The sequence below is a fragment of the Phormidium tenue FACHB-1052 genome (assembly GCF_014696675.1).
Taxonomy (GTDB): domain Bacteria; phylum Cyanobacteriota; class Cyanobacteriia; order Phormidesmidales; family Phormidesmidaceae; genus Nodosilinea; species Nodosilinea tenuis_A.
The window spans coordinates 18,379-30,426 of record NZ_JACJQN010000011.1; the positions used below are offsets into that span (position 1 = coordinate 18,379).

The window sequence follows — 12,048 nt, forward strand, 5'->3', positions numbered from 1 at the left end:
GGTTGAATGGCAAACCGCACCTTGCCGAGACGAGCAGTTAGTTTAGTGCAGCCGTTCAGAGGTCAGCAATCGCACCCCCCTAGCCGCCACAAACCAGGCAAAGCCCAGCAAGATCGAGTACCCAGAGAATAAAAACGCCGCGTAGCGCCCAGCGGTTTCGGGGTGCATGTTGCTCATCAATGCGGCAAAGCCCGCCAAAATGGGAATTTCTCCCAGCATTCCAGGCAGCGCGAGGCAGACTGCGCCCTGCAACCAGTCTTGGGATTCAATGCGCCGCCACCGCATCAGCCCGACAAAGACCAGCGTGTATAGCGCGCCAGTGCTGGCAACGTTGAGCCAAATATTCCATCACCGATCGCTCAAAGAAAATTGAGCCCACTTGCCGATAGGCCACGGTGGCCGCCGCCCAAATACCAAACCCAACCAACACAAGAATCATTCTATCTTTTGTGTTCATGGTGATTACCTATGAGAAGGGTGTTAACGTAATGGTCATTACGTTAATAATAAATGTAATAGCTATTACGCTAACTGTCAACATGAGTCGCCCCACCGAACCCCAAAAGAAAGCTGAGTTGCTCGAAAAGTGCCTAGAGGTGGCCATTGAAGCGGGTGCGCTGGACTCTAGCATCAACGCGATCGCCAAACGCATTGGCACCAGCGGTCGCATGTTGGTCTACCACTTTGGCTCTAAACAAGAGCTAGAGCGCCAGGTAATCGCTCGGCTAGAGGTGCGCCTGCGCGCGCAGCTACAGTTACTGCAAAACACAGCCGTAGCTGATGCCGATACCGTTGCTGAGTCTCTACTGGCGATGTGGCAGCAATTTACTAACCCAGAGATGCAGGGCTGGCTAAAGCTGACGATGGATCTCAACCTGCGGGCCATGCAGGGAGATGCCGAAACTCAGCGGTTTTTAGAGCGCGAAACCCAGCAGTGGATTGAGTCTCTGACGGCACTGACGAAGGATGAAGCGGTGGCGCGATCGCTGTTTCACCTATTTCAGGGAGCCACCCTCGACTTTCTGACCACCGGCAATGCCCAGCGTGGTGAGCAGAGCATCAAGGCATTTCTAGAAACGATGCGATGGCCCTCCAGTGCCGGTCTTTAACCATCGTCGAACAGGGTTTAACCTTGTTCCCGATCTGAGTCGATTTTGAGGGTAAGCCGCAGGGGCAAAAACAACTGCCAGCGAATGGCGATCGCGCGAATGCCAAAAATTATCCCCATTGCGATTAGTCGGCACAGGGGCGAGGGCAACACGTGCAGTAGCCCCACATAAAACATGCCGCCCAGCACAATCGGCGTCGCATACAGCTCCCGCGACAGCAGCAGCGTTGGCCGGTGCGTGACCACATCGCGAATAATGCCGCCCGCAATACTTGTGATCAGGCCCATCACCACCGCCACCGCTGCCGGATGCCCAAAGGCCAGCGTTTTATCGATCGCCTGCACCGCAAACAGCGCCACGCCCATGGCATCTAAATACGACAGCAGGCGTCGCGGCAGCTTGAGAATAAAGCGAATACCGCCAAAGGTCGCCGCCGAGGCCGCTATGGCCACCCAAAAGGCCGTCAAATCCTCAAGCCAAAACACCGGCACATCGAGAATTACATCCCGCAGGGTGCCGCCGCCGATCGCCGTCAGCAGCCCCACCACCACGATGCTAAAAATATCGAGGCGCTGCCGGGTCGCCGACAGCACCCCGGAGATGGCAAAGACCGCCACCCCCACCTGGGCCAAAACATATTCCATGGGGTTCTCCAACGCGGTAGCTTCTCCCCAAGCGAAAAGCTCTGCTGATTATCCCCTACTGCCCAGATCGGGCTCGGCCCCGAGAGAATGGTGAATAAAAAGCCGCCCGGCGGCGATCGCCTCCTCGCTGCTAGGGTAAGTTTCGCCGTCATTGAGCACAGCCATCTCTGGATTAATCACCCAGCAGCGGTAGCCCAAACCCTGGTGATAGGTCACCCCAGCCACCCAGCCAGGGAATACCGAAACATGAATTAAACGACTGTTATCCATCGGTATTCACCCTTTCAGACTGTCCAACGCCTGCGAATCCTTGTGTCTGTGCAGCCCTCTTGGGCTTGCCCCTACGCGTAAAGCCTATGCCCTGATTTAATCCCATCAAGGCGGCTTAATTTGGTTCAAGTGTACTATACTAATTGGGTGAAGACAACGCTGAGTCGCTAAAGTCATGGCTCAGTTTCACGACAACGCTTTTTCTCCAGGGCGGCTCCCTTTCTCTACTGAAGTGGGGTTTACTAAGGTCATCTTCCTGACTCATGCCCCCAGGCCAACTCCATTCCGCTCACCCTCACCCCCAGGCAGCTATGGCATCTAAAAACAACGCAGGCTCCGAAAAGCAAAAAGCCCTAACCATGGTGCTCAGCCAGATTGAGCGCAACTTTGGCAAAGGGGCAATCATGCGCCTGGGAGAAGCCAGCCGCATGACGGTCGAAACCATCCCCACGGGCGCGCTAACGCTGGATTTGGCTCTAGGGGGCGGCCTGCCCAAGGGCCGAGTGATCGAAATCTACGGCCCCGAAAGTTCAGGTAAAACTACCGTCGCTCTCCATGCCTTAGCCGAGGTGCAAAAAAACGGCGGCGTAGCGGCCTTTGTGGATGCTGAGCACGCCCTCGACCCGGTCTATGCCAGGGCTTTGGGAGTCAATATTGATGAGCTATTAATCTCTCAGCCCGACACGGGCGAAATGGGCCTGGAGATAGTCGATCAGCTAGTGCGCTCCGCCGCTGTCGATGTAGTGGTGATTGACTCGGTAGCCGCCCTGGTGCCCCGCGCCGAAATTGAAGGTGAAATGGGCGATGCCCACGTGGGCCTCCAGGCCCGCTTGATGAGTCAGGCGCTGCGGAAGATCACCGGCAGCATTGGCAAGTCGCAGTGTACCGTGATCTTCCTCAACCAGCTGCGACAAAAAATCGGCATCTCCTACGGCAACCCCGAGGTCACTACGGGCGGTAACGCGCTCAAGTTCTACGCCTCGGTACGCCTCGACATTCGCCGTATTCAGACCCTCAAAAAGGGCACCGAAGAGTACGGCATTCGCGCCAAGGTCAAGGTAGCTAAGAATAAGGTAGCGCCCCCCTTCCGCATTGCCGAGTTTGACATTCTCTTTGGCCAGGGCATTTCGACCATGGGTTGCCTGGTCGATTTGGCTGAGCAAACCGGCGTAATTGTTCGCAAAGGGGCTTGGTATAGCTACGGTGGCGACAACGTCGGCCAGGGCCGCGACAACACAGTGCAGCGCCTGATTGAAGATGCCGCCTTTGCTGCCAAGGTGGAGGCCGAGGTGCGCGAAAAGCTAGCCATCAACGGTGCCCCTGTCACCGTTGAAGAGCCCGAGGATGATGCCGAAGCCCCTGATGCTGCTGCTGAAGCCCTACTTGAGGATGAGTAAAGCTGTGACCAGCGGTGGTTGTTTAACCGCTGGCTCTTACTGAAGGTAGTGACGCTTGAGCACCGCTTGGGGGAGGATGGGGCTACGATTACTACGTTTTCCCTATGGATGCTCCGTCCAATCGCGCTAACTCGGGTACGGGCCTGGCGGTGGCTACGGCGATCGCGATCGCAGCTGCGGTGGTGTTTAACACCCTCTTCAACCGCTTCCCGCCTGGGGGGCAAAACGTGGGTCAAATCGCCAATACGGTTTTGGAGGGAGTGCTGATTACCCCTGCCAACTACGCCTTTGCCATTTGGGGACTTATCTATTTGGGCCTATTTGCCTACGCGATTTATCAGTTTCACCCCGAGCGGCGGCGGGAGCCTCAACTTCAGCGGGTCAATAAGCTGCTAATCGTGGCCTGCGTGGCCCAGACAATCTGGATTTGGCTATTTTCTCTCCAGCAGTTTGGCTGGTCGATTTTGGCCATGCTGGGCATTTTGATTCCTCTGATTGGCATTTATTTGACGCTGCATATCGGTCTCGATGGTCAGCGACCGGCGCTGGGCCATCGGGTGTCTCGCCGCCGCCGCTGGATGGCGCACATTCCCTTTAGTCTCTACCTGGGCTGGATTGCGGTGGCCACTATCGTCAATGTGGCCTCGGCCCTTTACGCATCGAGCTGGGATGGCTGGGGGATTTCGTCGGTGACTTGGACGGTGGCCATGATTGTGGTGGCCGCCATTGTGGCGGAAGTGGTGATCTATCAGCGGGGCGACATCGCGTTTACCCTGGTGTTTGTGTGGGCGCTGGTGGCGATCGCCGTGCGCCAGAGCGATATCCCCGCCATTCACTGGATGGCGCTGATTGCGGCGGGGGTGCTGGTGTTTTGGCTGATGTTGGTCAAACGGGGCTGGCCGAAGCGATCGCAGGAGTAGCCAGCCGCCATGGCTGATAGCGCCGCCTATTCCTCCAGACCCAACCCGAAGTCAAACCCAGTGGAATAATGGGAGGGTAGTGTTTTTCGCTACTGACCTTTTAACCGCCTGCCCATGACCCCCGACTCTGACTCCATGCAGCCCTGGCTTTCGCTCAAGCGGCTTTTTCTGATTATTGTGACCGCCCTGGTGGGGCTGGTAGTGGTGCAATCGCTGCTGAGCAGTTGGAATGAACCCCAGGTGGCCAGCCAGCTCCAGCTCTACCAAACCGACCTGCTGCTAGAGGGCAGCGCCTGGAAGGGGGAGGGGCTGCCCGAAGACCAGTGGCCGGCTATTCGCGCAGGACTGCTGGGCAAAGACCCCGTGGCCAACGCCAAAGAGCAGTACGAAGAGGTGCGTGAGGGGGCGGTTGAGGGCATGGATCGCTGGCGATCGCAGACTGCCCCCGCCGATTCCCTAGCCGATGAGACCAACGCGGGCAAGCCTCTGACCCGGCGGCTACAAACTGCCCTTGACCAGCAGCAGGCGCTCATTCACCGTCTCGATTTGCGGCTGGGCTTGATGGACGCTTACCAGGGCCAGCCCGAGGCCGCCTTGGAGCGTTGGAAACAGGTGCGCGACAGCGACACCGCCTTGGCTCCGGTGGTGCGCACCGCCGATACGCTAGTTCGTTTTTGGCAAAATGGCGACGTGCTCCCTGAGGATGAAGCCTGGCTGGGGGAGGCGCTCAACGGATGGTTTGAGTACCGCGCCCTCGATCGGCTCTACCAGGTGGAAGGTCGGGAGAGCGATCGCGCCCAGCTCCAAACCCAGGAGCAAGAGACCGCCCAGGCAAAATTGGTCAAACTGGCTCTGGTGGGTGTGGTGCCGACCCTGGGAGCGATCGTAGGCATCGGGCTGATTATTTGGCTGGTGGCCCAGCGGGTGCTGCGGGGCAGCCAGTCAGTGCTGCGCCAAAACGCCGGGCGCGGCTGGGAAATTCCCTGGACGGGCGAAACTGTCTGGCAGGTGCTGATTGTCGGGTTTTTCTTTGTGGGGCAAATTTTGCTGCCCCTGGTGCTGGGCGGGCTGGGCTTTAGCAGCGGCAGCCTCAGCAGTCGGGGGCGGGCGATTTTTTCGCTGGTCTACTACCTGCTGATGGCGGCGGGGTCTTTGGCGGTGCTGTGGTGGTCGATTCGCCCCTACCGCCCGGTGCCCAAAGACATGTTTAGCCTCAAGCCCTCGGGGTCTGGACTGCTGTGGGGGCTGGGGGGGTACTTTGTCGCCGTGCCGCTGATGTTTGGCGTGGCCCTGCTCAACCAGCAGATTTGGCAGGGGCAGGGGGGCAGCAACCCGCTGCTGCAAACGGTGCTCGAAGAGCAGGATGGCGTGGCGCTGCTGGTGTTCTTTTTGACGGCGGCGATCGCCGCGCCCCTGTTTGAAGAATTTCTATTCCGCGGCTTTTTGCTGCCCTCGCTGACCCGCTATGTGTCGGCAGGCTGGGCGATCGCCCTCAGCGCCCTGATCTTTGCCGCCGCTCACCTGAGCCTGTCGGAGGTGCTGCCCCTGACGCTGCTGGGGGCAATTCTGGGGTTTGTGTATACGCGATCGCGCACGCTGATCTCCCCCATGGTGCTCCACAGCGCCTGGAACAGCGCCACCATGCTGGGCCTGTTTATCCTCGGCGGCTAAGGTGCGGTGGCTAGAGCAATCTTGATTAGGGCATCGTGGCAGTGTGCCCCAGCTAAGGATTAATTCTCGGAGCATAATTAGTAATATGTTTGCTCATGCTCAACCTGGGCCTAGCCATGGGTACCCCTCCAAACAAGCGGCGAGTGTCGGTCACCATTGATGCCGACCTGCTCGATGCAATCGATCAAGTCTCAGACAATCGCTTAGCGGTGATTGAAGCAGCCCTGCGACTCTGGCGCATTCAAACCATCAACGACCAGCTGCGGCAGTATTACCAAACTCAAAGCCAGCCTGACCTAGAACACGAAAGGCAATGGGCCGATTTTGCCCACCATCAGCTTGACGAAACCCTGGGGCATGAGGGGCTCTAGACCATGGCTCAGCCCTACCCCCTGCGAGGCCAAATTTATCTGATCAAAGCGATCCGTAACCTGGGCGATACGAAAAAGCGGCCAGCGGTGGTGGTTTCCATCAATCTGCGTAACGAACTCAGCCAAATCGTACTGGTGGTACCCTTTACCAGCGATATCCGCAGCGGCGAGACGCCAACCCGCATCTTGCTCACCGCCGGAGAAGGCGGTTTAGAAACGGATTCTCTAGCCACCTGCGACCATGTGCTTGCCGTCCGCAAAACCTATTTAGAGCAAGGCCCTACGGCAGCATCAGCCCCCTATCACTGCGGCGCATTCAGCAGGGAATTCAAATCGCCATCGGCATCTATCCTAGCGGCGCTATCATGACCCCATGATCACCCTTCTCCACCTCTCCGACATTCACATGGGCAGCGGGTTTGCCCACGGTCGCCTCAACCCCGAAACCGGCCTCAACACCCGCCTAGAAGACTTCATTGCCGCTCTCACCCGCTGCATCGATCGCGCCCTAGCCGAGCCGGTCGATCTGGTGCTGTTTGGCGGCGATGCCTTTCCCGATGCTACGCCGCCGCCGCTGGTGCAGCAGGCCCTGGCCCGTCAGTTTTGTCGGCTGTCGGCGGCGGGTATCCCCACTGTGCTGCTGGTGGGCAACCACGACCAGCATGCCCAGGGCTTGGGCGGAGCCAGCCTGTCGATCTACAGAACGCTGGGCGTGCCGGAGGTGGTGGTGGGCGATCGCCTCGAAACCCACCGCATTGACACCCGCAGTGGCCCGGTGCAGGTCGTCACCCTGCCCTGGCTGACCAAATCGACCCTGCTCACCCGGCCCGAAACCGAGGGCTTCTCCATGGCCCAGGTCAACGAGCTGCTGCTCGATCGCCTGCGGGTGGCCCTGGAGGGTGAAGTTCGCCGCCTCGACCCCGCGATTCCCGCTATTTTGCTGGCCCACGCCATGGTCGATACCGCCACCTACGGGGCCGAGCGATTTTTGGCCACCGGGCGGGGCTTCAACATTCCCATGGCGATGCTGGCCCGCCCCTGCTTTGACTACGTTGCGCTGGGCCACGTGCATCGCTACCAGGTGCTCTGCGAACAACCCCTGATGATTTATCCCGGCAGCATTGAGCGGGTTGACTTTAGCGAAGAGGCCGAAGCAAAGGGCTATCTATTGGTGCAGGTAAGCAAAGAAAACACCCAGGCCGAGTTTTGCCCCCTGCCCGTGCGCCCCTTCAAAACCATTCAGGTCGATCTCACCGGGGTGGAAAATCCCCAGGCGGGGCTGGAGCGGGCGATCGCCAAAGCCGACATCACCGATGCCGTAGTCCGCTGCCTCTACACCCTGCGCACCGACCAGGTTGACCAGATCGACCAGTCTGCCCTAGAGGCTATTCTGGCTGACGCTCACACCTACACCCTGCAACCCGAGCTGAAGGCCCAAACCAACCGCAGCCGCCTGCCCGAACTGGGCACCGACAGCACCCTCGACCCGCTGGCGGCCCTAGGCACCTACTTGGCCAACCGCAATGACCTCGGCGACATGGCCGAGGCGATGATGACCGCCGCCGCCGCCCTCATCGCCGCCGAAACCGAGGTTGACCTGCCCCTTGAAACCGCTGACATAGACCTAGATAACCTGGACAGCCTGATGCTTGAGGAAACCGCCCAACAGCTGCGACTGCTCTAGCGATCGCACTTAACCGATTGCAGAACCGCCCCTTGCAGTACCATTGAGCCCAGACCTTGAGCCCAGTGGAATGCTGTCTGCCCATGAACGAGGGCGAGTACCAACGCCGCATTAGCTATCGCCTGTTGCTGACGACCCTGTGGGCAACGCTGCTGCTGCTGGCGGTACAGGCCATCGGCGGGTGGGCTAACCAGTCGCTGACTCTGCTGGCCGAGTCGCTGCACACCCTGGTAGACGGCTTTAGCACCGTGCTCAGCCTGGTGGCGGTGACTTCGCCCCAGCGGCAGATGGGCCGCGAGGTGTGGGGGCACGGGCGCGCTGAGGTGGCAGGCAGCCTGATTTTGTGCGCGTTTTTGGGGTTTACCGGGGTCAGCCTGCTGCTGATTGCCCTGCGCCAGGTGTTAGGCGGTCTCACCGGGGCGGCGACCCCGTTTCCCGTGGCAATTGACTCAGCCGTGCTACGGTTTACGGCGGCGATGGTGATTCTCAATGTGGCTCTGGGCATCTACGCCAGCTATCAGGCCCGCAGCCTCAGCAGCCAGGCCCTCAAGCTCAATACGCGCCACTTTTTAGCCGATGCCTGGCTGAGCATTGTCATGATCGGGGTGCTACTGGCCATCTGGCAGGGCCAGCGCTGGCTCGACCCGGTCTTTGCCCTGGTGCTGCTGCCCTTGGTAGGCCGCAGCCTGTGGCGAGTGCTCAACGAACAGCTGCCGATGCTGCTGCGCCCGACGGCGATCGCCCCCGAAGCCATTTCCCACATTGCCACCCAGGTAGAGGGCGTCACCCGCTGCACCCGCATTCGCTCCCGAGGCATGGTAGGCCGCCAGGTCTGGGTTGAGATTCACCTGGTGCTGCACCCCGAGTTTGTGGAGTCGGCAGAAACCATCGGCGAACAGATCGACGCCCTGCTGCGCCAGCGCTACGGCCCCCTCCGCACCCAGGTCTGGGTCGAATCGGCCCGCCCGTACCAAGATGCGTTTTCGGAACCGGGCATGCCAAATTACTTGCCGCCCTCTTCGGGAAATGGCGGTGGAGACTGGGCCTAGGAAATTTTGGATCTGCGATTTTGAATTTTGGTCAGATCGGCCTGACTGACATCAACAAAGGACTAACCAATCATCCCAATCGCCAATCCAAAATCCTACAGAGTTGGCCCGCTCTGCATCGGCCCCAGGTACCGAGTCAGGTAGGGCGAAAACACTTCGTAAATCAGCGTCAATGGCTTGCCCCGATGCCAAAACAGGTAGTGACGACCCCAAAACGGCCCAACCTGGCCAAAGGCTTCTTCTAGGGCTGGCGAGTCGCCGTAGTAGAGGCCCTGGATGTCGCGGTACAGCTCGGTGCGCAGGCGGGCTAGGCTAGCCCAGATCGGCAGCGACTTGTTTTGCAAATATTCATCGACGTGGCTGGCCTCCCACCAAGAGGCGGCGTAGGCGAGGCGCTGGCCCGAAGCGGTGCGCAGCCACACCTGGCGGCGCAGGCGGGGGCCAGGCACCACGCGAATAATGTCAGGGGCACCGTCGAGATCCATGCCCACCGGGGTCATGTCGATGACATCGACCTCGGTGCGATCGCGCGTCAACAACTGCAAATGGCGAGTGGGCGAACCATCTCCCAGCAGTAAAATTTGCCAGGCGGGGGCGAGCTGATCGTGGGGCAAGCCCTTTTGCACGGTGGGCTGCCCTGCCTGCCAGCGGGGGGCAAGGGCGTGCCAGTCGCTGGGCACCGCCGGATCAATAATGGGCTGTAGGGCAGAAGCCAAGGGCGTTACAAAAATTCATGTGTTAATTCTATGCTATCGCGGCAGCCCGACCCTTTCCAGTCGAATCTGAAGAATTGGCGCGGGCTACAGTGAATCAGTCCAACACAACGTCCATCAACCATTTTTACTACTGGGGGAGTGCGCCACCATGGCGGAGGGAATCAAACTAGCGGTCAACGGTACGCTAATGCGCGGGCTTGAGCTTAACCCTAACTTGCTCAACGTCGGGGCTAAGTTTCTCTACGAGGCAGCTACCACCCCCCACTATCGGCTGTGGTCGATCAACGATAAACACCCTGCCATGGTGCGAGTCAGCGACGGCGGTATCGCCGTGGTATTAGAGGTGTGGCAGGTGCCCCCCGATGGGTTGGTGCAGGTGCTGCTGCAAGAACCACCGGGGCTGAGCATTGGCAAAGTGCTTCTAGACACGGGTGAAACGGTGCTGGGTGTGCTGGGTGAGCCCGTGCTATGCGAGGGCCAGCGAGAGATCTCGGCCTACGGCGGCTGGCGATCATATTGTGCTGCACTGGGGCTAGAGGCAGAGCCCCAGCCGAAGCTGTCTCAGTAGGGTGAACTGTTCCCTGCGAACAATCGCCGGTCAGGCCAGGGAAACACTGGCCAGTCGGAGCACGCGGTTGTAGGTGAGCAGGCTGGCAGGTTAGAACGTTCTAACCTGCCAGCCTGCTCACCAAGCCTGAACTCAGGTCTGAACCCTACTCCACCGTTAGCTGAAAACGACCGCGATCGCCTGCCTGGTAGCTGTTGACTATCACAGAGTAGGTGCCGTCGCGGGGTAGTGTAACCGCAAGCTCAGAATTGGTATTGTCGGGGTTGGTGTCGTCGTTTTCGGCCAGACGGTTGCGGTTTTCGTCGAGCAGAATCAAGTAGGTGTCGAAGTCAGGGCTCTCTAGCCGCAGGCGCACGGTCTGCCCCGCCCGACCTCTAAAGCTAAATTCTTGGTAGTAGGAGCCATCCTGTAGGGTGTCATCGCCCGGCCCCAGATTGCCCTGCTGCCGCAGTAGCGCACCGCTTGGGGCAGTCTGGGTAGGGCCACCCTGACCGCCGCCCGTCTGGCTGAGCTGAAGCTGGTAGCGGCCCGCCTCGCCCTGACCGTAGCTGTTGGCCAGAATAATGTAAGACCCGGTGTAGGGCAGCTGCACCGAGATGCGGGCGCTGAGGTCGCCGCCGCTGTCGTCATCTTGAACGGAAAAATCGTCGCGATCGGAGGCTAGCAAAATTAGGTAGGGGTCAACCTCCTGGCTGTTCATGGCAATGGTGACGGTTTGCCCTGCTTGCCCCTCAAACCGGTAGGGGTTGTAGAAACTGCCGTCGGGCAGCACATTGCTGGTGTCGTTGAGCTGGCCCTGTACCGATGCGCCCAGGGCAATGGGGATGGGTTCGCGGCTGGTGCGATCGGCGGGGGCTGAGGCTGTGGCCGTGCCCGATCGCACTGAGGCCAAAAACGTCTGCACTGCGTCGGTGGGGATGGCAAAGCCAATGCCCACGCTGCCACCGCTGTCACCGGTGGTAAAGATCGAGGTATTGACGCCGATCACCTGCCCGGCGCTGTTGAGCAAGGGGCCGCCCGAGTTGCCGGGGTTGATGGCGGCATCGGTTTGAATGACGTTGCGATCGCGGTCAATGCGGCTGACAATGCCCACGGTGAGGGTGCCCTGCAACCCAAAGGGGCTGCCGATCGCAAAGGCACTCTGCCCCACCCGCACCGAGTTGGGAGGCGCTAGGGTCACCGTCGGTAGACCGGTGGGGTTGCCCCGCAGGCGCACCGCCGCCAGGTCGAGTCGGTCTTGGCCATAGCCCACCACGTCGCCTTGAAAGCTGCGACCGTCAGATAGGCGCACCGTCACTACCCGCTCAGTGCCGACCACGTGGGCGTTGGTCAGAATCAGCCCGCTGGGGTCGACAATGCTGCCGCTGCCGCCGCCATCGCGAGTGTCAATGGCTACCACCGCCGGACTCACCTGATCGTAGACCCGAATGGTGGTGGCTTCATCGACCGGTGACTGAGCCAGTGCTGGAGCTGTCCCCAGCGGGGTTAAGCGGACGGGGGCGATCGCTGTGATTCCCGCTAGTATTGCCCCGAGGGCCAACGAACTCGATGCCAATCGCTTCACTGCTGCCTGTGCCATATAGTCCCTAAATACCCTGTAAAAACGCGCTGCCGAGTCGGCATGAGGTAGTACCTGATACCTCTATCTA

At 59.8% G+C, this 12,048-nt stretch carries 15 protein-coding genes; 9 read left to right on the plus strand and 6 right to left on the minus strand.

Features of this window, described 5'->3' with window-relative positions; genetic code table 11:
* Positions 1-42: 42 nt before the first annotated feature.
* Positions 43-285 carry a DUF5367 family protein gene (locus H6G07_RS26460; protein WP_242026814.1) on the minus strand — a complete coding sequence of 81 codons (243 nt, stop codon included), beginning with the start codon at positions 283-285 and terminating at the stop codon, positions 43-45.
* Entirely contained in the window at positions 266-457 is a 192-nt protein-coding gene (locus tag H6G07_RS26465) for a hypothetical protein (RefSeq protein WP_242026815.1), read from the minus strand. Before H6G07_RS26465 ends, H6G07_RS26460 begins: the two co-directional genes overlap by 20 nt.
* Positions 458-539: 82 nt before the next feature.
* Here H6G07_RS26465 and H6G07_RS15395 point away from each other — a divergent pair, with 82 nt between their 5' ends.
* Positions 540-1,109: a TetR/AcrR family transcriptional regulator gene (locus tag H6G07_RS15395; protein ID WP_073609161.1), complete on the plus strand. Its 570-nt coding sequence runs from the start codon at positions 540-542 to the stop codon at positions 1,107-1,109.
* Between the two features lie 17 nt (positions 1,110-1,126).
* On the opposite strand, the gene H6G07_RS15400 is transcribed toward H6G07_RS15395, so the two are convergent.
* Positions 1,127-1,753, minus strand: a complete 627-nt coding sequence (locus tag H6G07_RS15400) for a trimeric intracellular cation channel family protein (protein WP_073609160.1) — start codon at positions 1,751-1,753, stop codon at positions 1,127-1,129.
* Between the two features lie 48 nt (positions 1,754-1,801).
* Entirely contained in the window at positions 1,802-2,023 is a 222-nt protein-coding gene (locus H6G07_RS15405; protein ID WP_073609159.1) for a hypothetical protein, read from the minus strand.
* A 311-nt stretch (positions 2,024-2,334) separates the two neighbouring features.
* Between H6G07_RS15405 and recA the strand changes: the two genes are divergently transcribed.
* The 7 genes from recA to H6G07_RS15440 all read left to right on the plus strand — a co-directional run bounded on the left by recA (position 2,335) and on the right by H6G07_RS15440 (position 9,115).
* A complete protein-coding gene (gene recA / locus H6G07_RS15410; protein WP_073609158.1) occupies positions 2,335-3,420 on the plus strand; it encodes a recombinase RecA in 1,086 nt (361 codons plus the stop codon).
* Positions 3,421-3,524: 104 nt separating this feature from the next.
* Positions 3,525-4,340 (plus strand): TspO-related membrane protein, encoded by an 816-nt coding sequence (locus tag H6G07_RS15415; RefSeq protein WP_073609157.1) that lies wholly within the window; start codon positions 3,525-3,527, stop codon positions 4,338-4,340.
* A gap of 114 nt (positions 4,341-4,454) precedes the next feature.
* Positions 4,455-6,011: a CPBP family intramembrane glutamic endopeptidase gene (locus H6G07_RS15420; RefSeq protein WP_084173236.1), complete on the plus strand. Its 1,557-nt coding sequence runs from the start codon at positions 4,455-4,457 to the stop codon at positions 6,009-6,011.
* Between the two features lie 116 nt (positions 6,012-6,127).
* Positions 6,128-6,382, plus strand: a complete 255-nt coding sequence (locus H6G07_RS15425; protein ID WP_073609205.1) for a ribbon-helix-helix domain-containing protein — start codon at positions 6,128-6,130, stop codon at positions 6,380-6,382.
* Positions 6,383-6,385: 3 nt separating this feature from the next.
* On the plus strand, positions 6,386-6,751 hold the full coding sequence (locus H6G07_RS15430; RefSeq protein ID WP_242026816.1) for a type II toxin-antitoxin system PemK/MazF family toxin: 366 nt from the start codon (positions 6,386-6,388) through the stop codon (positions 6,749-6,751).
* A gap of 4 nt (positions 6,752-6,755) precedes the next feature.
* Positions 6,756-8,066 (plus strand): exonuclease subunit SbcD, encoded by a 1,311-nt coding sequence (gene sbcD, locus H6G07_RS15435; protein ID WP_073609156.1) that lies wholly within the window; start codon positions 6,756-6,758, stop codon positions 8,064-8,066.
* A 65-nt stretch (positions 8,067-8,131) separates the two neighbouring features.
* Positions 8,132-9,115 carry a cation diffusion facilitator family transporter gene (locus tag H6G07_RS15440; RefSeq protein ID WP_244901934.1) on the plus strand — a complete coding sequence of 328 codons (984 nt, stop codon included), beginning with the start codon at positions 8,132-8,134 and terminating at the stop codon, positions 9,113-9,115.
* A gap of 95 nt (positions 9,116-9,210) precedes the next feature.
* Here H6G07_RS15440 and H6G07_RS15445 read toward each other — a convergent pair whose 3' ends face one another.
* Complete coding sequence (locus H6G07_RS15445; protein WP_073609154.1) at positions 9,211-9,831, minus strand: chorismate lyase; 621 nt, start codon at positions 9,829-9,831, stop codon at positions 9,211-9,213.
* A gap of 148 nt (positions 9,832-9,979) precedes the next feature.
* Here H6G07_RS15445 and H6G07_RS15450 point away from each other — a divergent pair, with 148 nt between their 5' ends.
* Complete coding sequence (locus H6G07_RS15450; RefSeq protein WP_073609153.1) at positions 9,980-10,399, plus strand: allophanate hydrolase-related protein; 420 nt, start codon at positions 9,980-9,982, stop codon at positions 10,397-10,399.
* Positions 10,400-10,544: 145 nt separating this feature from the next.
* Here H6G07_RS15450 and H6G07_RS15455 read toward each other — a convergent pair whose 3' ends face one another.
* Entirely contained in the window at positions 10,545-11,978 is a 1,434-nt protein-coding gene (locus H6G07_RS15455; protein ID WP_073609152.1) for a trypsin-like peptidase domain-containing protein, read from the minus strand.
* Between the last annotated feature and the right edge of the window lie 70 nt (positions 11,979-12,048).

What these genes read in the sequence shown, in the direction of transcription:
- H6G07_RS26460 (WP_242026814.1), bottom strand. Translation starts at nt 285, where the DNA reads ATGCGGTGGCGGCGCATTGAATCCCAAGACTGGTTGCAGGGCGCAGTC.
- H6G07_RS26465 (WP_242026815.1), bottom strand. Translation starts at nt 457, where the DNA reads ATGAACACAAAAGATAGAATGATTCTTGTGTTGGTTGGGTTTGGTATT.
- H6G07_RS15395 (WP_073609161.1), top strand. Translation starts at nt 540, where the DNA reads ATGAGTCGCCCCACCGAACCCCAAAAGAAAGCTGAGTTGCTCGAAAAG.
- H6G07_RS15400 (WP_073609160.1), bottom strand. Translation starts at nt 1,753, where the DNA reads ATGGAATATGTTTTGGCCCAGGTGGGGGTGGCGGTCTTTGCCATCTCC.
- H6G07_RS15405 (WP_073609159.1), bottom strand. Translation starts at nt 2,023, where the DNA reads ATGGATAACAGTCGTTTAATTCATGTTTCGGTATTCCCTGGCTGGGTG.
- recA (WP_073609158.1), top strand. Translation starts at nt 2,335, where the DNA reads ATGGCATCTAAAAACAACGCAGGCTCCGAAAAGCAAAAAGCCCTAACC.
- H6G07_RS15415 (WP_073609157.1), top strand. Translation starts at nt 3,525, where the DNA reads ATGGATGCTCCGTCCAATCGCGCTAACTCGGGTACGGGCCTGGCGGTG.
- H6G07_RS15420 (WP_084173236.1), top strand. Translation starts at nt 4,455, where the DNA reads ATGACCCCCGACTCTGACTCCATGCAGCCCTGGCTTTCGCTCAAGCGG.
- H6G07_RS15425 (WP_073609205.1), top strand. Translation starts at nt 6,128, where the DNA reads ATGGGTACCCCTCCAAACAAGCGGCGAGTGTCGGTCACCATTGATGCC.
- H6G07_RS15430 (WP_242026816.1), top strand. Translation starts at nt 6,386, where the DNA reads ATGGCTCAGCCCTACCCCCTGCGAGGCCAAATTTATCTGATCAAAGCG.
- sbcD (WP_073609156.1), top strand. Translation starts at nt 6,756, where the DNA reads ATGATCACCCTTCTCCACCTCTCCGACATTCACATGGGCAGCGGGTTT.
- H6G07_RS15450 (WP_073609153.1), top strand. Translation starts at nt 9,980, where the DNA reads ATGGCGGAGGGAATCAAACTAGCGGTCAACGGTACGCTAATGCGCGGG.
- H6G07_RS15455 (WP_073609152.1), bottom strand. Translation starts at nt 11,978, where the DNA reads ATGGCACAGGCAGCAGTGAAGCGATTGGCATCGAGTTCGTTGGCCCTC.